This is a genomic window from Streptomyces sp. NPDC085866, assembly GCF_044541035.1.
GTDB lineage: Bacteria > Actinomycetota > Actinomycetes > Streptomycetales > Streptomycetaceae > Streptomyces.
Genome location: NZ_JBITSQ010000011.1, coordinates 248,476 through 269,711 on the forward strand (window position 1 = coordinate 248,476; position 21,236 = coordinate 269,711).

Sequence of the window (21,236 nt, forward strand, 5' to 3'; positions counted from 1 at the left end):
CCCCGAGCATGCGGTGATCCGGCGGAGGCGGTGGTCCGCCCCCGCCGGGGGCTCAGCGGCCGTCGTCCTTCGCCGCCGGCTGCTGTGGTTGCGGGTTCTTCCGCTCCGGCTGGGGCGGTGCGCTGCGTCTGGCCTCCGCGCGCAGCAGGGCGCGCAGGACCGCGTACGGGTCTGTGGGCATGGTCGGTTCCTTGCGTCGAGCTGACTGTCCTGGGGGAGGGCACGGTCAGCAGCGCAGGACCACCGTCCGGAGCAGCGGTACGGCGTACGGCGGCCGGGGTGCGGCGGGGCACGGGCGCAGCGCCGGGCGGACGGGCGCCGGCGGGTCGGGCAGGGGTGCGGTGCGCTCGGGCGCGTCGGTCTGGTGGAGGGCGCGCGCGGGCGGCCGCAGCAGCGTGTCGAGGACGTCGTGCTCTGCGGTCTCGGCCGACGCGGCCGGGGCGAGCGCCGCCTGGGCCTGCAGATGGGCGCAGGGCACCCACAGGGCGAGGAGCAGCACGAGCACCCGCAGCCAGGTACGGCTCCGGGCGGGGCTCGGGGTCCTGCTCACGGCGGTTCTGTGCCCGCCCGGCAGCCGTACCGCATCGCGCGGCCGGCGAGATTCGCCCGCTCGGCGTACCGAGGGGGTCACGCCGTGCCGTACCACGGGGCTCACACCGTGCGCGGAACCTGCCGGGCGCGGCCGCGGACGCGGAACGCGGTGACGATCTCCACGACGCCGACGACCACCAGCCACCAGCCGCCGACCAGGGTCAGCACGGCGACCGACCTGAACGGTGAGTCGATCAGCACGATCCCGGCGATGAAGGTGACGATCCCGAGGAAGATCTGCCAGCCCCGGGCGGGCATGCGTTTGTCGGAGGCGGCGGCCAGGGTCTGGGTGATCCCGCGGATCACCCAGCTGATGCCGATCCACAGGGCGAGCAGCAGGATCGACTGCATGGGCCCGCGGAAGCAGAACAGGCCCAGCACGATCGACAGGGCGCCGCTGATGAAGGCGAGCACGCGCAGCGAGGTCGTCTTGTGGGTGCCGAAGGCGGAGACCAGCTGGAAGATGCCGCTGACGAGGAGGTAGACGCCGAACAGGACACCCACGGCGACCAGGGAGGGGCCCGGCCAGATCAGCACCAGGATGCCCAGGACCAGCGAGGCGATGCCGGTGAGCAGGACGACCTGCCAGGCGGCCCGGGACAGGGCGTGCAGGGGGCCTTCGAAGGGGGGCTCGGGCTCGTGGTGCGCCTGTGGGCCCCCTCCCGCGTGGATGTTGCGGTCGTCGTACTCGCGCCCCCAGGAGGGGTCACCGCCGGGTGCCTCGGTCATGCTCCATGCTTGGCCCGCCCGGGCGCGTCCGGCCACCCGAGTGGGCCAGGTGGCTGAGCCTGTACCGGCCCGTGCGGGCTCCCGCCACCCGGTCGAGCCCTACTTCGCGGCGGCCTTCGCGGCCTTGGCCGCCGCCTTCGTCTCCTGCTTGTGGGCGCGCACCTTGGCCAGCGACTCGGGCCCGGTGATGTCGGCGACGGACCGGAAGGACTTCGCCTCTCCGTAGGCCCCGGCGGCCTCCCGCCACCCCGTGGGTGCGACGCCCAGCTGCTTGCCGAGCAGTGCGAGGAAGATCTGCGCCTTCTGCTTGCCGAACCCGGGCAGGTCCTGGAGCCGCTTCAGCAGCTCCTTCCCGTCCGCGACGCCCTTCCAGACCAGCTCGGCGTCTCCGTCGTAGTGCTCGACGAGGTACTGGCACAGCTGCTGGATCCGCTTGGCCATCGAGCCCGGGTAGCGGTGCACGGCGGGCTTCTCGGAGAGCAGCGCGGCGAAGGCCTCCGGGTCCATGACGGCGATCTCGTGCGCGTCCAGGTCCTCGGCGCCCATCCGGCGGGCGATGGTCGCCGGCCCCTTGAACGCCCACTCCATCGGAACCTGCTGGTCGAGCAGCATGCCGGTCAGCGCGGCGAGCGGACTGCGCCCGAGCAGCGCGTCGGCCTCGGGGTCCTGGGCGAGGTGCAGAGTGACGTCCATGGGTCGATGATCGCGCCTGCGGCGTCAGGACGCGCGCCAGTACCCCAGGGCGTGCACCCGGGTCCTGGGCAGGCCCAGTTCCTTGCGCACGTACGCGGCCGGCGTGCGGGTGGTGGCAGTGTCGCAGGCGATCCAGACGTACGGGTCGGGGGCGCCGTCGAGTACGACGGGCAGCTCGGCGCGGACCCGGTCGGCGAGGCGGGCGCCCGCCTCGCGGCGGGGCACCTCGCGGATCTCGTGTCGGGCCGGGTCGGCGTGGCAGGGGAGTCCGTCCGGGGTGCCCTCGGACCAGATCGTCGCCGGGGCGCAAGCCAGGGCCCCGAGCAGGGAGTTGATCGCGGGCAGCGAAGCCGGGTCGCCGATGGCGACGACGTGCGAGGGGGCTGGATCGGGATGCCGGAATTCGGTGCCCTGGACGGTCGCCTCGACAGTGTCCCCGGGCCGCGCCGCCCGCGCCCAGTCGGCGGCGCACCCGTCGTGAAGGGCGAACTCCAGGCCGAAGGTGCCGGTCGCGGGGTCCGGGTCGACCAGGGTGTAGGCCCGCTCGTACGGGCGGCCGGCGTCGGAGAACCACAGGCGTACCCACATCGTGGGGTGCCGGTCGCGGCGAGCAGTCCGCCGTCGGTGAGCCGCAGCCGCCGGTAGTGCGGGGTGACGTCCTCGGCTCCGGTGACCGTGCACACGAAGTCCTTGGCGCGCAGCAGTCGTAGGACCGCTCCCTCTCAGCCCCGCCCCTGCCCCATCGCGTCCCCATCCCCTCGCGTACGATTCCTGCCCTGCGAACTTAGGCAAGGCTTACCTAAAATGAAGGGGTGTCCCAGGGTGACCACCGAGACCTACCGCGATGCCTGGGGCATCCCCCACCTACGCGCTTCCGGCATCCGTGCCCTCTCTCACGCCCAGGGCCGTGTCACCGCCCTGGACCGCGCCTGGCAGCTGGAGGTCGAACGGCACCGCTCCCAGGGCACCTCGGCCGCCTTCCTCGGCGCGGCCGCCCTCCCCTGGGACGTCTTCGCCCGCCGCGCCCGCCTCGACGACACCGCGAGACGCTGCTTCACCGCACTGGAGAGCCGGGACCGGGAGACGGCGGACTGGGTCCGGGCGTACGTGGACGGGGTCAACGAGGGCCTGGCGGAAGGGGCCCGCCGCGCCCCCGAGTTCACCCGGACCGGCCTCACGCCCACCCCCTGGCAGCCGTGGACCCCGTTGGGTATCTGGCTCGGCACGCACATCCTCTTCGCGGGCTTCCCGGCCAAGCTGTGGCGTGAGGAGGCGATACGGCACCTCGGCCCGGAAGCGGTCGGCCTGTTCGCCACCGACGGCCCCGGCACGGCGGGCAGCAACGGCTGGCTCCTCTCGGGCGAGCGCACCGTCACCGGTCTGCCTCTCCTCGCCGGCGACCCCCACCGCTTCATCGAGGCCCCCGGTGTCTACCAGCAGATCCGCCTCTCCTGCCCCGAGTTCGACGTCGTCGGCCTGGCCGTCCCCGGAGTCCCGGGCATCGCCCACTTCGGCCACACCGGCACGGTCGCCTGGTCCATCACCAACGCCATGGCCGACTACCAGGACCTCTACCGCGAACGCCTCCGCCGCACGGGCGCAGGCGTGGAGGCACTCGGCCCCGACGGCACCTGGCACCGCGCCCAACGCCACACGGAGACCGTGGAGATCGCGGGGGAGACCCCCCTGGAGATCGAGATCATCGAGACGGACCGGGGCCCGCTGATCGTCGGGGGCCCGGAGGGCCTGGACACCACGGAACCGAGGCGGGCCACCGACGGCGAAGCCGAGGCGGCCCTGGCCCTCCGCTACCCACCCCGCGTCACGGAAGACCTCGGCTTCAGCACCCTCCTCCCCCTCCTCCGAGCCCGCCGGGTCACCGACATCGACGCCGCCTTCGACACCTGGGCCGAGCCCGTCAACGTCGTACAGGCAGCCGACACCGAGGGCGCCACCCTGCACCGAGTCGCGGGCCGGGTCCCCGTCCGCTCGGAGGCCAATCGCACGCGCCTGGTCCCCGCCTGGCAGCCCGGCCACGAGTGGCACGGCTGGCACGAGATGCCCCGAGCCGGCCTGACCGACGGCATCGCGGTGATGGCCAACCAGCGCGGCCCGGCCACAGAACTCGGCACCGAGTTCGCCCCACCGCACCGCGCCACCCGCATCCGCACCCTCCTCGAAGCGCGCCCCGCCTGGTCCGCCGCCGACCTGCCCGCGATCCACATGGACACCCACCTCGCCTCCGCCACGCCCCTCCTGGACCACCTGGCCGAGCTCGACGACCTCACCCCCGAGGCCGCCCGGCTCAGGGACCGCCTCCTGGCCTGGAACCGCCGCATGGACGCGGACAGCGCCGACGCGGCGGCGTACGCGGCGGTGCGCGGCGCGGTCGTACGGCACCTCGCCGCACACCCGGCGTTCGCCGCGCTGACCGAGGTGCCCGCCTACCCGGAGGTCCTCCTCCCGTGGCTCGCCCTCCTCCCGCGCCTCGGCTTCGCCCTCGAACACCTGCTGAGTGCCGAGGATCTGTACGGCGTCGACCGGCCCGCCGCGGTACGTGCCGCCGTCGAGGAGGCCGCCGCCGGAGCGCCGACGGGCCCGTGGGGCGCCACCCACCGCCTCGCCCCCTGGCGGGCGCTGCCCGACGGGTCGTACGACGAGCCAGGCCTGTCCGGCGACCACGACTGCGTGCTGTGCACCTCCGCCGTGCCCGGTCTGACCGACCTCGCCGCCCGCGGCCCGGCGGCCCGTTACGTCTGGGACCTGGCCCGCCGTGAGGACAGCCGGTGGGTGGTGCCCTTCGGCGCGTCCGGAGTCCCCGGCTCACCGCACCACCGTGACCAACTCCCCCTGTGGCTCGGGGGAGAGCTCGTTCCCGTCGTCACCGACTGGGACCGCCTGGAGAAGGAGACCGATGTCCGACCCGCACGTCCATGAACAGGTGATCGACGGCTACGGCACCGTCCGCATCCGCCCCCTCGACCCGGCGGCCGACGCGGAGGTGGTCCACGCCTGGGTGAGCGACGAGCGCGCCGCGTTCTGGGGCATGACCGGCCTCACCCGGGACCAGGTGGCCGAGATCTACGCCCACCTGGCCGGCCTCGACACCCACCACGCCCACCTCGTCAGCAAGGACGGCGAACCGGCCGCCCTGCTCCAGACCTACGAGCCCGACGCCGACCGGGTCGGCGAGTGCTACGAGGTCCGCCCCGGCGACATCGGCGTCCACCTCCTCGTCGCGCCCGCCGCCGCGGACGGCCCGCGCCCCGGCTGGACCGCGGCCCTGCTGACCGCGATGACGTCGTACGTCCTGCTGGACCTGGACCGCCGCCGGGTCGTGGTCGACCCGGACGTGCGCAACACCAAGGCGATCGCCCGCTTCGAACGCCAGGGATTCCGGCGCGGCCCCGAGGTGGTCCTCCCCGAGGTCGACATCCCGGACGTGTACCTGCCCGAGAAACGTGCCCAACTGGCCTTTCTGGAGCGGGAGGTAGCCTTCCCGGGTGATCACGCCTGACGAGCTGATCGCCCTCCCCCATTGCCTCGAGGGCATGGTGCCCCCATCGGCCTGGAGCCGATCTCGTGCGCCGGCAGTCGGATTGGCTCGATGGTGTGATGGTCATCTTGCGACCGTTCGGGGTGTGCCGGTGAGGGGAGTGCTCCCGCTCGTTGCCGAGGGACGGTACGAGCACGGCGACTCGGCCGTGTCGACCGCGTGTCACCCGGTCGAAGTGGCCCGCTGCACGGAGCTGTTCACCCGTGAGCGGGCTCTCTCCGTCGAGGCCGGCCCGGCCCGCCCCCGGTCACGCCACTGCCGCGCCGCCAAGGCCGCCGTCGTCATGCACGCCCGCGCGGCCGCCCTGGGGTACGGTCCCCACGGCATCCGCGTCAACTCGGTCTCGGCCGGCCTCATCGACCGGGAGGGCCTGGCCCGGGCCTGGCCGGACGGCGTGCGCCGCCGGCTCGACGCCGTCCCACCGGCCGCCCGGGCCGGGCGCGGGACGTGGCCGACGCGTGCGTGTTCCTCGCCTCGCCCCTCGCCCCTGATCACCGGCCACGTTCCGGTGGTGGACGGCGGGGTGTCGGCGCGGCCGACATGGTGAGCGCGGCGGCCGATCCTTCCGTACCTGTACGGAGGACCAGTGGGACGGAGGGGTGAGGTGCGCGACGAACACCGGTGGCTGCGACGGCTGACCGTCCTCGGCGCGGGACTGCTCCTGCTCCTCCTCGGCGCGACCGCCCCCGCCTCGGCCCACGCGGCCCTGCGCGGGACGGACCCCGCCGACGGAGCCGTCCTCAAGTCGGCGCCCCGCGAGGTCACCCTGGCCTTCACGGAATCGGTCGGCCTGCTGACCGACTCCCTGCGCGTCTACGACCCCGAGAACCATCGCGTCCGCACCGGCGAGGCGGACCACGCCGCCGGCCGCTCCGACACCGTCCGGGTCTCCCTGCCCGCCGAGCTGGGCACCGGCACCTACACGGTGGCCTGGCGGGTGGTGTCGGCCGACAGCCACCCGGTGTCCGGCGCGCTCACCTTCTCGGTCGGCAAACGCACGGCGACGGCGACGAGCGTCGTCCCGGACCCTGCGGAGAACCCGGCGACGACCAGCCTCTACAACATCGCGCGTTACATCGCCTACCTGGCCGTGGCGCTCCTGCTGGGCCCGGCCGCGTTCGTGGCGTACTGCCGCCCGCCGCGGCCGACCCACCTGCGCACACCGCTGGCGGCAGCCTGGGGCATCCTGTTCGCCTCGACGATCGCCCTCTTCCTCCTGAGGGCCCCGTACGAGGAGGGCACCGCCCCGACGACGGCGTTCGCCCTCTCCTCCCTCACCCGTACGGCCTCGACCCGGCCCGGCGAACTCCTCCTCACCCGCCTGGCCCTGCTGCTCCTGGCCGGAGCCTGCGCACTGGCCCTGCGCAGATGGCGCCGCCGGATCCCCCGCCGAGCAGCCCTCGCGACCGCCGCGCCCCTCTCCGTCGCCCTCGCCCTGACCTGGGCGGCCTCGGAACACGCCTCGGCGGGCCTCCAGGTCCCCCTGGCGATCACCTCCGCCACACTCCACCTGCTGGCGATGGCGGCCTGGCTGGGCGGCCTGACGGCCCTGGTGCTGACGCTGCGCCGCGCCTCACCGGACCCGGCCGCACCGCTGGTCCAGGCCGTCACCCGCTTCTCCCGCCTGGCCTTCGCCTCGGTGACGGTCCTGGTGGCGACCGGTGTCTACCAGTCCTGGCGAGGCCTCGGCTCCTGGCAGGCGCTCACCGACACGACGTACGGGCGCCTGCTGCTGGCGAAGCTGGCAGCGGTCACCCTCCTGCTCGCGGCCGCGTCCGGCTCCCGCCGCTGGACGACCCGCCTGGCGACCCGGCCCACGGCACGTGAACGGGCCCGGGTCCCGCAACCGGCCGGCGGCCCCCCGCTCCCCCCGGAGCCGAACCCCGCACCGGCCCCCTCCCCGCACCCCCACAACCTCCGCCGCTGGGTGCTGGCCGAGCTGGCGGTGGGCACCCTGGTCCTCGTCCTGACAACCCTCCTGACGAGCACGCTGCCGGGCCGGGCAGCGGCCGAGGCGGCGGAGTCGGCACCGGCGCCGGCCGGCATCCAGGCAGCCTCGGTCACCACGATCCCCTTCGACGTCGGCACCCCCGGCGGCCACGGGAGGGTGCAGATCACCCTGGACCCCGGCCGGGTCGGCACGAACTCCGTCCAGGCGGTGGTCTACGGCCCCGACGGCGGCCTCTCCGCGGTTCCCGAACTGCGCATCACCTTCACCCTCCCGGCCCAGCGGATCGGCCCCCTGGACACCAAGGTCACCGACCGGGGCGGCTACTGGGCCGCCGACGCCTTCAACCTGCCGATCCCGGGAACATGGACGATGAAGGTGACGGTACGGGTGTCGGAGGTGGACCAGGTGACGGTGTCGAAGGCCGTGCGGGTGGTGCGCTAGCGGTGGTGACCGAGCGCGTGCTGATCGAGGGCGTGGAGTTCGACGCCGCCCTGACCATCCGGTCGGACATCGGTCTGCTGGCCCTGCACGGCAGCAGGGAGGGCGGCACGGCGGAACTGGCCCACGAGGTCGCGGCCCGCACGGGCGCCAGCTGCCTGGTCTTCACCCAGCCCACCGGCGACCCGGTCCACATCCCCTCGCACCGCATGTCCGTCCCCACCTGCGCGGCCCTGCAGCAGTTCCTGTCCCACGTCACCCTGACGATCTCCCTGCACGGCCACCTGAGACGCGAGACCCCCCGCGCGATCTTCCTGGGCGGCGGCAACCGCGCAGCGGCCGACACCCTGGCCCACAGCCTCACCCTCCTCGCCCCGGCCTTCGAGCCCGTCACCGACCTGAACCACATCCCACCCGGCCTACGCGGCCTCGGCCCCCACAACCCGGTGAACCTGACCCCGGCCGGCGGAGTCCAGCTCGAACTCCCCCTGAGTGCCCGGACCCAGGGCCCCCGGCGGACCCTGGGGGCCCCGGACGTGCCTCCGCCGGTGGTGACGGCGGCGCTCACGGCCGGGGTGCAGCGGCTGATGGAGACTTCGGCCGGTCCTCGGCGGAGTGTGCAGAAGCGGTAGACGCCGAGGCGGGCGCTGTTGCCGGGCCCCGTGTCGACGAGGGGTGTCAGGTGGTCGTCGGCGAAGCCCGTCGGCTCCTCCACGGTGCGTATGCCGACGGACGTGTGTTCACGCGTATGGTCACGGCCCCAGGCTCCATCTACGCTATTCCATGGATTTATGGAGGATGGCGAGGGCGGGTGGGATGGGAAAGACGACGGCCGGCACGAAGGCGCGGCTCTACGACGCGTTCGCAGCCAGCGGCAAGGCGCTGGCCAGCGGAAAGCGCCTGGAACTGCTCGACCTGCTGGCCCAGGGCGAGCGCACCGTCGACGCCCTGGCCAAGGCGGCGGGGCTCAACCTGACGACGGCCTCGGCGCACCTCCAGACCCTCAAGCAGGCCGGTTTCGTCGCCACCCGGCGCGAAGGCGTGCGCATCCACTACCGGCTCGCCGGCGACGACGTGGCCCAGCTGTTCGCACTGCTGCGCAAGGTCGCCGAGGCCCACCAGGCCGCCGTCCCCGCGGCCCGCGACGCCTACCTCGGCGCGGACGGCGCGGCACAGGTCAGCCGCGCGGAACTGCGCGCCCGTGTGGCGGCGGGCGACGTGGTGGTGCTGGACGTGCGGCCGGTGGAGGAGTACCAGGCCGGACACATCCCCGGCGCGCGCTCCATCCCGGTCGACGAACTGGCCTACCGGATCGACGAGTTGCCCGAGGAGACGGAGATCGTCGTGTACTGCCGCGGCGAGTACTGCGTCCTCGCCCACGACGCGGTACGGCTCCTGACCGACCGCGGCCGCCGTGCGATCCGCCTCGACGACGGGATGCTGGAGTGGCGCCTGGCCGAACTGCCGGTCGACGCGGGCGACTTGGGATGACGGCTGCCGTGTACCCGGGACCGGCCGCCGCCCCTGCCGACGCCGGGGGTTTGGGATGACGACGGTCGTGCATCTGCCCTTGGCTGGCCCTGCTCCTGTCGGCGCCGGGGGTTTGGGATGACGACGGTCGTGCATCTGCCCTTGGCTGGCCCTGCTCCTGTCGGCGCCGGGGGTTTGGGATGACGACGGTCGTGCACCTGCCCTCGGCTGCCCCCGCTCCTGCCGGCGCCGGGCACCTGGCATGACCGCCGTACGCCCGGGGCCGGCCGGCAGACCGGTCCACCTGGACTGCAGCGCCACCACGGCCCCCTGACGCCACCCACTGCCACCGGAAGAGAGACATGACCCGAGCCGAACCCGCCGCCCCTGCCTCCCTGCCCGGCATACCCGACGCCGCCCAGGCACAGCGCCGCATCCTGCGCGTCCTGGTCGCCTCCCAGATCCTGAGCGGTGCCGGTCTCGCCGCCGGTGTCACCGTCGGCGCCCTGCTCGCCCAGGACATGCTCGGCACCACCAGCCTCGCCGGACTGCCCAGCGCCCTGTTCACCGCCGGCTCCGCGCTCGCCGCCGTCGCCGTGGGCCGTATCTCCCAGGCCCGCGGCCGCCGCCCCGGACTGGCCATCGGCTACCTCACCGGATCCGTCGGCAGCGCCGGCGTCATCACAGCCGCCGTACTCGACAGCCCCGTCCTGCTGTTCCTCGCCCTGTTCGTCTACGGCGCCGGCACCGCCACCAACCTCCAGGCCCGCTACGCCGGAGCCGACCTGGCCGACCCCGCCCACCGCGCCCGCGCCGTCTCCACGGTCCTGGTCGCCACCACCCTCGGCGGCGTCGCCGGCCCCAACCTCGCCGCGCCCACCGGCGACTTCGCCGAAACCCTGGGCATCCCGAACCTGGCCGGCCCCTTCCTGCTGTCCGGAGCGGCCTACGCTCTCGCGGCCGTGGTCCTGGCCACCAGCCTGCGCCCCGACCCGCTGCTCACGGCCCGCGCCCTCGCCGACACCGAGCAGGCCGACCGGGCGCGGACACCCGCGGCCTCCGCGCATGAGGGCCGAGGCGGTGTGGTTCTGGGCGCACTCGTCATGGTGCTCACCCAGCTCGTCATGGTGGCGATCATGACGATGACGCCCGTCCACATGCACGACCACGGCCACGGCACCGCCGCCTCGGGCCTCGTCATCGCCATCCACATCGGCGCCATGTACCTGCCGTCACCGCTCACGGGGCGCCTCGTGGACCGCTACGGCCGTATGAAGATCGCCGCCGCCTCCGGCCTCACTCTCCTGGCCGCCGGCATCCTCGCCGCCCTGGCCCCCGCCGACTCCGTCGCGCTGCTGGCGCTCGCCCTGGCCCTCCTGGGACTCGGCTGGAACTTCGGCCTCGTCTCCGGCACGGCGATCATCACCGACACGGTGCCCCTCGCCACCCGCGCCAGGACCCAGGGCATGGTGGACGTCTCCATAGCGATCGCCGGCGCCACCGGCGGTATCAGCTCCGGCGTCATCGCCACCGCGGCCGGCTACCCCACCCTCGCCCTCACCGCCGGGATCCTGGCCCTGGCCGTCCTGCCCGCCGTCGCGGCGACCGCGTACCGCCGCTGACGGCCGACGGCAGCCCGCCCCGGCCTTCACGGCCGACGGCTGCTCCGCCTCCGCAAGGCGATCGACGGGGCCGAGCCGGGCAGCGTGGTCCACGTCATCGTCCCCGCCCCCGGCCGACCAACGCCTCACCGCCGCCCCGCGCTTTGTGAGCCATGCGGGGGAAACCACGTCCCGCACCCTTCGGACCCGGGCATGGATGGCCGTGTTGATCATCTACGGCTTCAGGGGAGCACGTATGTCGAACATTCCGGCTGGGCTTCGGTACGCCGATACGCACGAGTGGGCGCGCAGGGAATCGGACGGCACGATCACCGTGGGCATCAGCGACCATGCCCAGAAGGCACTCGGTGACGTCGTGTTCGTGGAGCTGGCCGACGTCGGCAAGGTCTTCGAGGCGGGCGAGGCCGCCGGTGTCGTGGAGTCGGTGAAGGCCGCGACGGAGATCTACGCGCCGGTCGGCGGCGAGGTGATCGCGGTCAACGAGGAGCTGTCCGACAGCCCGGAGCTGATCAACGAGGAGCCCTACGACAACTGGATCTTCAAGCTCAAGCCGTCCGAACGGCCGGAGTTCGACAGCCTCCTCGACGCCGCCGGCTACAAAACCGCGATCGGCGAGTGACCCACGCCCCAGTGGCCCGGCTCACTGCCGATACGGAGAGCCGATGTGGGTGCTAAGCCGCCTTGGGCCGCGCCGCACGTACGCCCGAGGCGGGCTCCCGTGCGTCCTCCGGCGGCAGGGTCTCGTCTTCCTCGAAGACAGGGGCCTGGAAGGGGTTGGTCGCCGGAGGCGGCGACGCTGCAGCGGAGCGGCGGGGTTGCCCCTCCAGGGCGGAAAACAGCGACGTCAGATCGATGAGAGGACTCTCTTTCGTTGCAGGTCCCTGAAGGGGCCTGGTGTGCCGTGACCGGGCACAGCGGTTCTACAGTCTGGTCATCTTGGCGTACGGGCTCAAGATCCGCATTTGCGCCGAGCCGAAGTCCACGAGCGCCGCGATTCCGTCCTCGATGCCGATCACTCGGCCGAGGCCGTACACGTCGTGGGTGACCTGGTCGCCCACGGCGAAGTGCTTGGGAGCCGGTGTGACCGGGGCCTTGAAGGGGCTGGTGGGCAAATGACGCTTCGGCGCAGCGGGCTTTGTCATGGCTCAGTATGAGCCTACGTCTGTCCCGTTTGCTGTGGCCGTCGGCACAGATCCTTACGGGAACAACCGCTTCATGCCACTGACCTGGGGTTTCGAGACCTGGTAAGGCAAAACCGGACCGTAGGTCCCCTTCGCTGGCCGTGGCTGACCCCCGCATCTATTGACCCGAACCGGTGAAAGTGCGATGGGCGCCTTCGCCATGGGGGGACGCACACCACATGGCCGAGGAAGCACCCCGCGCCCCGCGCCCGGGGCGGCAGCGAAATGTTCGGGAGATCGACTCCACCCTTCGGGCCACGGCGACCGCGGCCGCAGCCGGGACGCTCGTGATCTGGTGGCCCGCTTTCACGCTGGGTGCGTACGACGCGGTTTTCTTCGACAGCGTGCTCGGTCTTTGGGCAGTGGCTACCGCCGTACTGCTCTCGGGCGTGGTGCTCCGGAACAGGGGTGCGCTGCCTTGGGGCGGCTGGATCGCGTTGTCCTTGCCCTCGGTCTGGATCGCCTTGGCCATCGTGGCGCCGAGGGGCCACGGCTTTCCCTACCTCCACTACTTCGAGGTTGTTCTGACCCTCCTGGGGGCCCCGATGCTCACCTGGCTGCTCGCGCGCATCCTGGTGGCCGATTACGAGGCGCTGCCGGTGTTCCAGCGCCTCGCTGCCGTCGCTGTCACGGTCCTCATCGGCGTTCTGGCTTTTCTGCTGGGCAAGTTCAACTACCTGTTCCTCACTTGCTCCGACTTCGACGTGAGCGGCAACAACACACCTGTCGGCTGCGCCCATGGTCCGGCGTTCCATCGACGCTGACGTGCGAAGGGCGGATGCGAAGCATGATGAGCCGTCATTGATGAGCCGTGGCAGCCAATCGTGTCAGTGTCGCGTCTATCCGTTTCTGGGAGCTTCGCTCTCTCGACAATGGGTCGGTGACAGTCAAGGGACGTCGGGTGTCCGTCGCGGTGCCCCTGCTGGGACAGTTGCGCCGCTCTTCGTGGCGCGGCGTGCGGGGAGATCTCGTGGCCGGGTTCGCGGTCGCGGTGACCCTGGTGCCGCAGGCCCTGGGGTACGGGCAGGTGGCGGGGCTGCACCCGGTCGTCGGTCTGTACACCACGGTGGCGGCGACAGCCGTGTTCGCCCTGCTGACCTCCACCCGCCTGGTGGCCGTCGGCCCGTCCTCGACCACGGCGATCATGAGCTATACGGCTGTGAGCGGCCGGGCCCACGGGGACGCGCACCAGGCGGTGGCGTTGACCGCATGCCTGGCGTTGCTCACCGGTGTTCTGCTCCTGCTCCCGGGGCGGCTGCGGGGGCTCGCCACCTTCATGTCGGGACCGGTGGTGCTCGGGTATCTGGCGGGTACGGCCGTACAGGTCATGGCCGGTCAGGTGCCCCCGCTGCTCGGAGTGCACGTCTCCAGCAACCGTTCCATGGTGAAGCTGTGGCAGGTGCTCACCCATCTGGACACGGTGCATGTGGTGACCGCCGTGGTGGGCGTGGGGTCACTGGTCCTGCTCATCGTCCTGAAGAAGACACTGCGCGCCGTGCCCGTGCTGCGTGCCGCCCCGACGCCGGTGGTGTGCGTCGCCGCCATCGTGGTGTCGGGCGTGGCGGACCTGGCGGGTCATGGCGTGGCGTTGATCGGTGGGGTTTCAGGTGGGCTGCCCGTCCCGGCGTGGCCGGACGTCAGCGCCGGGGACGTCTGGGAGCTGCTTCCCACCGCCGCCGGGATCGCCATGGTCGCCTCCATCGAGGGCGTGGCCGTACTGCGCAGGACAGGGCCCGTGGAAGGGCAGGTCTCCCTGGTCAGAGAGTCGGTGGCCATCGGCGCGGCCAGCGCGGCCTCCGGCTTCCTCGGTGGCTTCGCGCCGATGCCCAGCACCCAGCGCACCCTCTCCGCCCGGAGCTCGGGGGCGCACTCCCAGCTGTACCAGCTGGCATGCGCCGGCTTGGTGGTCGTCGCCCTGCTGACCACCGGGCCGGTCATCGCGCTGCTGCCGAAGGCGGCGCTTGCCGCTCTCGTCATCGTGTCGGCGTCGCGCCTCATCGACGTCGCCGGGTTCAAAGAACTGTGGTGGGGCTGGCACACGGAGGCCCTGCTCGCGCTGGCAGCCATGGTCGCGGTGGTGGGCCTCGGGGTGCTGCACGGGCTGCTGGTGGCCGTCATTCTCGCGCTGCTGCAACTGCTCCGCCGTGTCGCCTGGCCCCACGACGCGGTACTCACCGTCACCGATGACGGTGCGCCTCGTGAGGCCGCACCGGACGAGTCCGCCGACCCCGACGTGCTGATCTACCGGGTGGACGCTCCACTGTTCTTCGCCAACGCCAACCGCGTCCACCAGCGGATTCTGACCCTGGCGGCGGCCCGGTCGCCGTATCCGCGCTACCTCGTGCTGGACACCGAGGCGGTGTTCCACGTGGACGCCACCGCGGCCGAGGTGCTGGCCCGGCTCACCGCTGACCTGCGGGAACACCACTGCGAGCTGGTCCTCGCGTGCCCTCGGGAGACGGTCACGGCCACCCTGCGCGCCAACCCGTACGAGGACGGGGCCACTCGTCAGTTGCGCGCGTTCCCCACCGTAGGAGAGGCCTACGCCGCGCTGCGGGCGTGCTGACCGCCGCCGTGTCGTCACGCGCGCCACGCCGCCGCTGCCCCAGAATCGGAATGGTCGATTCCCCGGGGAGGCCGGATGACGTCCGACAGCGAGGTGCGTTCCGTCTGCTGTGGCCCGTCGCGGCAGGGGCCTGCCGCAGCACCGGTTCGATCGACGTCGGTCCCCGGGGCCGGCCCGGACCGAGCGGGCATGGTGCGTCTGGAAGCCGCCACCTTCCTGATGGGCTCCCAGGACCGCTGGGCGGTCCCAGGAGACGGTGAAGGGCCGGTCCACAAGGTGACCGTGGGCGCCTATTGGATCGACCGGGTCGCCGTCTCGAATGCCGACTTCGGTGGCTTCACGGCCGCCACCGGCTACGAGACGGAGGCCGAGCGGTACGGCTGGTCGTTCGTCTTCGCCGGGCTGCTGCCGTCCGGCTTCCCCGACACCCGGGCCGTGGCCGCAGCCCCCTGGTGGCGTCAGGTGCACGGTGCAAGCTGGCGCCGTCCCGAGGGGCCGGGCTCCGGCCTCGCCGGCCGTGCCGACCACCCGGTGGTGCACGTGTCCTGGAACGACGCCCGTGCATACGCCGCATGGGCGGGCAAGCGGCTACCGACCGAGGCGGAGTGGGAGTACGCCGCCCGCGGCGGCCTGGAGCAGGCGGTGTTCCCCTGGGGAGACGAACCGGAGCCTGGCGGCGAGCGGCGGATGAACGTGTGGCAGGGCCGCTTTCCCGACCACCACACGCGCCCTGACGGCTGGTACGGCACCACCCCGGTGGCCGCCTACCCGCCCGGCGGCCACGGCCTGTACAACGCGTGCGGCAACGTCTGGGAGTGGTGCGCCGACTGGTACGCGTCGGACTACTACGCGCGCAGCCCTCGCGAGAACCCTTCGGGTCCGGTGCTCGGCTCGTCCCGGGTGATCCGGGGCGGCTCGTATCTCTGCCATGCCTCCTACTGCCGCCGCTACCGGGTGGCCGCCCGCAGCTCCAGCACCCCGGACAGCAGCACCGGTCACCAGGGCTTCCGCTGTGCCGCGGACGCCGGGCCCCTCGACAGCCGATGAGGTGCCCGACGCGCGAGGCTGCTGTCAGTCGCGGTGGAACATGCCGATGAGTTCCTTCTCCACGTCCGCGAAGGGCTCTCCGGTGACGTCGACCACCACCTGACGGATCGTGCCGCCGAGGAACTCGAACGGCGGGTCGTAGTCGCCGGAGACCGGCTGGCTGGCGTCACGGCCGACCGCCAGGCCCTCGCCGACCAGGGAGAAGTTGCCTGGCTGGGTCTTGATGTCGGACTGGGCGACCTGGCGGTCGTCCATGTACAGGGCGAGCGTGCCGTGCGTGCTGCCCTGCTGGTCACGCTCGCCGGCCCGGAACACCACCGAGAAGGTGTGGTCCCCGGGGCCGACCCGCTCCGACGAGCTGACCTTCTGCTCCATGCGGCCCAGCCAGTTGTAGACGTAGTGCACGTGCCCGTCCATGAGGTACAGGCTGTGGCCGCCGAAGCGCCCACCGTGGGAGAAGAGCACTCCACGGGCCTCGGGCGTGTCCAACCGTACGTCGGCGACGATGGTGTAGGACCGTCCGCGGATGTTGACGGCCACCACCTCGGGGACGCCGGCGCCGCCCGGGTAGTAGACGTACCGGTCCCGGGGCTTGGAGAGCTGGGGCCGGGGCGTGTTCAGGATCTCCATGGGGCTGCGGTCGTCCAGCGGCAGCCCGTGGTACTTCTCGGCCTCCGCCGACCACAGACGCTTGAGCTCTTCGAGCTTCTCGGGGTGCTGTGCGGCCAGGTCGCGGTTCTCGGAGCGGTCCTCGCGCAGGTTGTACAGCTCCCAGACGTCCTGCTCGAAGTGGCTCCAGTTGGACGGCGCCGGCGGGTGCGCGGTCGCGGCGTGCCAGCCGTCGTGCCAGATCCCGCGCGTGCCGAGCATGGTGTAGAACTGCGTCGGCCGCGGTTCGGGTGCCTGGGCGTCCTCGATCACCTTGCGGAAGCTGGCGCCTTCGATGGGGCTCTGCTCGACGCCCTTGACCACGCCCGGGGGCGTGATGCCGAGCATGTCGTAGATGGTCGGCACGATGTCGATGGCGTGGACGTACTGGTGGCGGGTCTCACCCTTGTGCTTGATGCCCTTGGGCCAGGCGATGATCATCGGGTCGGCGATGCCGCCCTCGTACGACACCCACCGCTTCCAGTACTTGAACGGGGTGTTGAACGCCCACGCCCACCCGCTGGGGTAGTGGTTGTACGTCTTCGGGCTGCCCATCTCGTCGAGGTGGCGCAGGTTCTCCGCCATGTCGTCGGGTACGCCGTTGAAGAAGTTCATCTCGTTCATCGAGCCGTTCGGCCCGCCCTCGGCGCTGGCGCCGTTGTCGGAGACCGCGACGATGATCGTGTTCTCCAGCTGTGCGGACTCCTCCAGGTAGTCCAGGAGCCGTCCGATCTGCGCGTCGGTGTAGGAGACGAAACCGGCGAAGACCTCGGCCATCCGGGCGAACAGGCGCTTCTCGTCGTCGCTCAGCGACTCCCACGGGCGCACGAAGTCCGTGAGCGGCCACGGCTGCCCCGAAGGCCCGGTGGCCTCCGGCTCCCCGTGGGGGTTGATCGGGGTCAGCTCGGTTCCCTCGGGCATGATGCCCAGCTCGATCTGCCGCTGCAGCGTCATCCGGCGGTAGACCTCGTAGCCGTCGTCGAACTTCCCCGCGTACCTGTCGGCCCACTCCTTGAAGATGTGGTGCGGGGCATGGCCCGCGCCCGGGCAGAAGTACGTGAACCAGGGCTTCTCCGGGGCGATGACCTTGGCATCCCGGATGAACTCGATGGTCCGGTCCACCAGGTCCTTCGACAGGTGGTAGCCCTGCTCCGGGGTGTACGGCGGGTCGACCGGGTGGTTGTCGTAGAACAGGTCGGGGTAGTACTGGTCGGCCTCGCCGCCGAGGAAGCCGTAGAAGCGCTCGAATCCACGGCCGAGCGGCCAGTGACGCTTCGAGGACGCCAGGTTGGCCTCGTCCGAGGGGACGAGGTGCCACTTGCCCAGGGCGTAGGTGTTCCAGCCCCGCTCCACGAGCACCTCGGCCAGGCTCGCGTTCTCGAACGGGATCCGGCCGTTGGACCCGGGAAAGCCACTGGTCATCTCCGCGACACAGGCCATGCCGTTACTGGTCGCGTTCCGCCCCGTCAGCAGGCACGAGCGCGTCGGGGAGCACAGTGCGGTGGTGTGGAAGTTGGTGAACTTCACCCCCGTCTCGGCGAGCCGCCGCATCGCCGGCGCCTCCACCAGCCCGCCGAACATGTCGAAAGTACCGAAACCGACGTCGTCCCACACCACGTACAGGACGTTCGGTGCACCGTCCGGGGCCTGCGGCTGCTTGTACGGCTCCCAGTCGGGCACCGACTGCCGGATGTCCTCCTGGATCACGCCCTTGAAGGGAATGGCCATCCTCGGTGTCTCCTCAGTCTTCTCCCAGCGCCGCACGTGGCGGCCTCTGCCAGGAGGAACGTCCCCGGTCGGGCGGAGCCGATAGACCGGCCGGGCGCCAGGTCATCCCATCGGCCGTCTTCGGCTCGCCGATCGGCGGGCAGCTGGGCCCGAACACCGACTTTCCCGTCTGGAAACTTCTCCGACGGACAACGTCGAAGGGCCCCACCGCAAGCGGTGGGGCCCTTCGACATCGTGCCCGGTGAGGCTGGCGGAGGATACGAGATTCGAACTCGTGAGGGGTTGCCCCCAACACGCTTTCCAAGCGTGCGCCCTAGGCCTCTAGGCGAATCCTCCGCCGGAAACATTACATGACCGAGGGGAGTGCTCGCGAACTCGTTCCCGCAGGCCGTCATCGGGTGCAGTGCTCGGGCCGCGATCGGGTACTGTGGGGCCCAGCCCCTCACGCGGCGCTATCTGACTGAACTCCCCCAGGGCCGGAAGGCAGCAAGGGTAGGTCGGCTCTGGCGGGTGCGTGGGGGGCGCTTGCGTTTGCCGGGCGGAAGCCTTCGGCGGGGTGGGTTGTCAGTGGACGCCTATAACCTCGTATGCGTGTCGTCTCTCGCGCTGTACCGCCGCTATCGCCCGGAGACCTTTGCCGAGGTCATCGGGCAGGAGCATGTCACCGACCCGCTGCAGCAGGCGCTGCGGAACAACCGGGTCAATCACGCGTACCTGTTCAGCGGGCCGCGTGGCTGTGGCAAGACGACCAGCGCACGGATCCTGGCGCGCTGCCTGAACTGTGAGCAAGGTCCCACGCCGACCCCGTGCGGGGAGTGCCAGTCGTGCCGGGACCTGGCGCGGAACGGGCCCGGGTCCATCGACGTCATCGAGATCGACGCAGCGTCGCACGGTGGTGTGGACGACGCCCGTGAGCTGCGCGAGAAGGCCTTCTTCGGGCCCGCCTCCAGCCGGTACAAGATCTACATCATCGACGAGGCCCACATGGTCACGTCGGCCGGCTTCAACGCGCTGCTGAAGGTCGTCGAGGAGCCGCCGGAGCACCTCAAGTTCATCTTCGCCACCACCGAGCCCGAGAAGGTCATCGGGACGATCCGGTCGCGTACGCATCACTATCCGTTCCGGCTGGTGCCCCCGGGGACGCTGCGGGACTACCTGTCCGAGGTGTGCCGGCGGGAGGACATCCCCGTCGAGGAGGGTGTGCTGCCGCTCGTCGTGCGGGCCGGCGCCGGCTCCGTGCGTGACTCCATGTCCGTCATGGACCAGCTCCTCGCCGGTGCACGGGAAGAAGGTGTGACCTATGCCATGGCCACCTCCCTCCTCGGCTACACCGACGGCTCGCTCCTCGACTCCGTCGTCGAGGCCTTCGCCACCGGCGACGGCGCCGCCGCCTTCGAGGTCGTGGACCGGATCATCGAGGGGGGCAACGACCCGCGTCGTTTCGTCGCCGATCTGCTGGAGCGGCTCCGGGACCTGGTGATCCTCGCCGCCGTGCCGGACGCGGTGGAGAAGGGGCTCATCGACGCCCCGGCCGACGTCCTGGAACGCATGCAGGCCCAGGCCGGCACCTTCGGCGCGGCCGAGCTGAGCCGCGCCGCGGACCTCGTCAACGAGGGCCTCACCGAGATGCGCGGCGCCACCTCGCCCCGTCTCCAGCTCGAACTCATCTGCGCCCGCGTCCTGCTCCCCGCGGCCTACGGGGACGAGCGGTCCGTGATGGCCCGCCTCGACCGGCTCGAGCGCGGCGTCAACTTCGTGGGCGCGGGCGCCGCACCCGCCATGGGGTACGTCCCCGGACCCGAGGCCCACGCGGGCATGCCCCAGGGCGGTGCGCCCGTGCCGCCCGGCGGTGGGCCCGCCGCCGCTCGTGCGGCCGTACGGGCCCCGGGTGCGCAGGGTGGACCAGTCGGCCCGAGCGGCTCCGGTGGCCCGGCTGCAGGGGCGCCTACGGCCCCTGAGCCCGCCCCGGCACCGACGCCGGTACCCCCGGCGACCGCTCCGGCGGCCGTTGCCCCGGCTGCCCCTGCCCCGGCAACCCCTGCCCCGACGGCAGCCTCGGCTCCTCCCGCCGCTCCCGCCCCCGGCGCCTGGCCCACCGCGGCCCAGGCCGGCGGCGGCCGGCGCCCCGGCGGCTGGCCCACGGCCGCGCCGGCGGGCGGCGCCCCGCAGAGCCCCGCGCCTGCCCAGCCCCAGGCCCAGTACCAGGCACCTGCTGCCCCGTCGGCACCCCCGGCCCCGGCTCCGGCCGCCGCTCCCACCGGCGGCCTCGACCCCCGGATGCTCTGGCCGAACATCCTGGAGGCCGTCAAGAACCGCCGCCGCTTCACCTGGATCCTGCTCAGCCAGAACGCCCAGGTGGCCGGCTTCGACGGCACCACCCTCCAGCTCGGTTTCGTCAATGCCGGCGCCCGCGACAACTTCGCGAGCAGCGGCAGCGAGGACGTGCTGCGGCAGGCCCTGGCCGAGCAGTTCAACGTGCAGTGGAAGATCGAGGCGGTCGTCGACCCCTCGGGCGGCTCGGCGCCCCTGCCGTCCGGTGGTTCCGCGGGCTTCGGCGGTGGCGGTGGCGGTGGCTACGGCGGCGCGCCCGCCGGCGGTGGCTACGGCGCCCCCTCCGCACCTCGCCCCGCGGCACCCCAGCCGTCGGCCCCCGCGCCCGCCGCACCCCAGGGACCCGCCCCGGCCCAGCCGCAGTACCAGGCACCCGCTGCCCCGCAGCCGGTCTCGGCCCCCGAGCCGCCCCCCGTCGCCCCCGAGGACGACATCCCCGAGGACGACGACCCCGACCTCAACGAGTCGGCCATGTCCGGCCACGAACTGATCGTGCGGGAGCTGGGGGCGACGGTGGTGGAGGAGTTCTCGAACGAGTAGGCGCGTGGACGGGAGCGGCCCGTCCGGCGTTCGAGGACGAGGCCGTTCAGGCCGAAGCAGGGGTCTGGGGGCGACAGCCCCCGGGCAGGGACCCACACCGGCACCCACCCCGTTCGTAGGAACGCACAGCTTCCCCGCCCCCCGA

General features: G+C 72.3%; 18 protein-coding genes, 1 tRNA gene, 1 other RNA gene and 1 pseudogene. 13 read left to right on the forward strand and 8 right to left on the reverse strand.

The genetic code is table 11. The features are described from left to right. Window positions 1-52: 52 nt before the first annotated feature. The 5 genes and pseudogenes from ACIF83_RS28345 to ACIF83_RS28365 all read right to left on the reverse strand — a co-directional run bounded on the left by ACIF83_RS28345 (window position 53) and on the right by ACIF83_RS28365 (window position 2,717). Window positions 53-181: a hypothetical protein gene (locus tag ACIF83_RS28345; protein ID WP_393474397.1), complete on the reverse strand. Its 129-nt coding sequence runs from the start codon at window positions 179-181 to the stop codon at window positions 53-55. Window positions 182-226: 45 nt separating this feature from the next. Further along, entirely contained in the window at window positions 227-550 is a 324-nt protein-coding gene (locus tag ACIF83_RS28350; protein ID WP_398140599.1) for a hypothetical protein, read from the reverse strand. A gap of 101 nt (window positions 551-651) precedes the next feature. Continuing rightward, window positions 652-1,320 (reverse strand): HdeD family acid-resistance protein, encoded by a 669-nt coding sequence (locus ACIF83_RS28355; protein WP_393474391.1) that lies wholly within the window; start codon window positions 1,318-1,320, stop codon window positions 652-654. A 99-nt stretch (window positions 1,321-1,419) separates the two neighbouring features. Next, the gene (locus ACIF83_RS28360; RefSeq protein ID WP_393474388.1) at window positions 1,420-2,013 is read right to left on the reverse strand and encodes an HhH-GPD-type base excision DNA repair protein; all 594 of its coding nucleotides are present in this window, start codon (window positions 2,011-2,013) and stop codon (window positions 1,420-1,422) included. A 24-nt stretch (window positions 2,014-2,037) separates the two neighbouring features. Further along, a pseudogene (locus ACIF83_RS28365) lies at window positions 2,038-2,717 on the reverse strand (siderophore-interacting protein). 118 nt (window positions 2,718-2,835) lie between these two features. Here ACIF83_RS28365 and ACIF83_RS28370 point away from each other — a divergent pair. The 8 genes from ACIF83_RS28370 to gcvH all read left to right on the forward strand — a co-directional run bounded on the left by ACIF83_RS28370 (window position 2,836) and on the right by gcvH (window position 11,669). Further along, the gene (locus ACIF83_RS28370) at window positions 2,836-4,950 is read left to right on the forward strand and encodes a penicillin acylase family protein (protein ID WP_399731059.1); all 2,115 of its coding nucleotides are present in this window, start codon (window positions 2,836-2,838) and stop codon (window positions 4,948-4,950) included. Next, entirely contained in the window at window positions 4,928-5,530 is a 603-nt protein-coding gene (locus tag ACIF83_RS28375) for a GNAT family N-acetyltransferase (RefSeq protein WP_399731062.1), read from the forward strand. The genes ACIF83_RS28370 and ACIF83_RS28375 overlap by 23 nt, the downstream gene beginning before the upstream one ends. A gap of 130 nt (window positions 5,531-5,660) precedes the next feature. Beyond that, window positions 5,661-6,116, forward strand: coding sequence for an SDR family oxidoreductase (locus ACIF83_RS28380; RefSeq protein WP_399731065.1), 456 nt, complete (start codon window positions 5,661-5,663; stop codon window positions 6,114-6,116). 87 nt (window positions 6,117-6,203) lie between these two features. Next, the gene (locus tag ACIF83_RS28385) at window positions 6,204-7,961 is read left to right on the forward strand and encodes a copper resistance protein CopC (RefSeq protein ID WP_398140660.1); all 1,758 of its coding nucleotides are present in this window, start codon (window positions 6,204-6,206) and stop codon (window positions 7,959-7,961) included. A gap of 5 nt (window positions 7,962-7,966) precedes the next feature. After that, entirely contained in the window at window positions 7,967-8,590 is a 624-nt protein-coding gene (locus tag ACIF83_RS28390) for a poly-gamma-glutamate hydrolase family protein (RefSeq protein WP_393474373.1), read from the forward strand. 184 nt (window positions 8,591-8,774) lie between these two features. Further along, window positions 8,775-9,449 carry an ArsR/SmtB family transcription factor gene (locus tag ACIF83_RS28395; RefSeq protein WP_393474370.1) on the forward strand — a complete coding sequence of 225 codons (675 nt, stop codon included), beginning with the start codon at window positions 8,775-8,777 and terminating at the stop codon, window positions 9,447-9,449. 341 nt (window positions 9,450-9,790) lie between these two features. Continuing rightward, the gene (locus ACIF83_RS28400; protein ID WP_393474368.1) at window positions 9,791-11,050 is read left to right on the forward strand and encodes an MFS transporter; all 1,260 of its coding nucleotides are present in this window, start codon (window positions 9,791-9,793) and stop codon (window positions 11,048-11,050) included. Window positions 11,051-11,285: 235 nt separating this feature from the next. Beyond that, window positions 11,286-11,669 (forward strand): glycine cleavage system protein GcvH, encoded by a 384-nt coding sequence (gene gcvH, locus ACIF83_RS28405; RefSeq protein ID WP_393474365.1) that lies wholly within the window; start codon window positions 11,286-11,288, stop codon window positions 11,667-11,669. Between the two features lie 301 nt (window positions 11,670-11,970). Here gcvH and ACIF83_RS28410 read toward each other — a convergent pair whose 3' ends face one another. After that, window positions 11,971-12,192: a hypothetical protein gene (locus ACIF83_RS28410; RefSeq protein WP_393474363.1), complete on the reverse strand. Its 222-nt coding sequence runs from the start codon at window positions 12,190-12,192 to the stop codon at window positions 11,971-11,973. A gap of 218 nt (window positions 12,193-12,410) precedes the next feature. Here ACIF83_RS28410 and ACIF83_RS28415 point away from each other — a divergent pair, with 218 nt between their 5' ends. From ACIF83_RS28415 to ACIF83_RS28425, 3 genes are all read left to right on the forward strand, one after another. After that, window positions 12,411-12,995 carry a hypothetical protein gene (locus tag ACIF83_RS28415; RefSeq protein ID WP_399731070.1) on the forward strand — a complete coding sequence of 195 codons (585 nt, stop codon included), beginning with the start codon at window positions 12,411-12,413 and terminating at the stop codon, window positions 12,993-12,995. 116 nt (window positions 12,996-13,111) lie between these two features. Beyond that, a complete protein-coding gene (locus ACIF83_RS28420; protein ID WP_399731073.1) occupies window positions 13,112-14,797 on the forward strand; it encodes a SulP family inorganic anion transporter in 1,686 nt (561 codons plus the stop codon). Between the two features lie 189 nt (window positions 14,798-14,986). Next, window positions 14,987-15,844, forward strand: coding sequence for a formylglycine-generating enzyme family protein (locus ACIF83_RS28425; RefSeq protein WP_399731076.1), 858 nt, complete (start codon window positions 14,987-14,989; stop codon window positions 15,842-15,844). 24 nt (window positions 15,845-15,868) lie between these two features. Here ACIF83_RS28425 and ACIF83_RS28430 read toward each other — a convergent pair whose 3' ends face one another. Both ACIF83_RS28430 and ACIF83_RS28435 read right to left on the reverse strand, forming a co-directional pair. After that, a complete protein-coding gene (locus tag ACIF83_RS28430) occupies window positions 15,869-18,220 on the reverse strand; it encodes a sulfatase-like hydrolase/transferase (RefSeq protein ID WP_399731080.1) in 2,352 nt (783 codons plus the stop codon). A gap of 248 nt (window positions 18,221-18,468) precedes the next feature. Beyond that, window positions 18,469-18,556, reverse strand: a tRNA-Ser gene (locus tag ACIF83_RS28435). Window positions 18,557-18,653: 97 nt separating this feature from the next. Here ACIF83_RS28435 and ffs point away from each other — a divergent pair. Together ffs and ACIF83_RS28445 are read left to right on the forward strand one after the other, a co-directional pair. Continuing rightward, an RNA gene (gene ffs, locus ACIF83_RS28440) (signal recognition particle sRNA small type) lies at window positions 18,654-18,752 on the forward strand. A gap of 59 nt (window positions 18,753-18,811) precedes the next feature. After that, the gene (locus ACIF83_RS28445) at window positions 18,812-21,091 is read left to right on the forward strand and encodes a DNA polymerase III subunit gamma and tau (protein WP_399731083.1); all 2,280 of its coding nucleotides are present in this window, start codon (window positions 18,812-18,814) and stop codon (window positions 21,089-21,091) included. The last annotated feature ends 145 nt before the right edge of the window (window positions 21,092-21,236 follow it).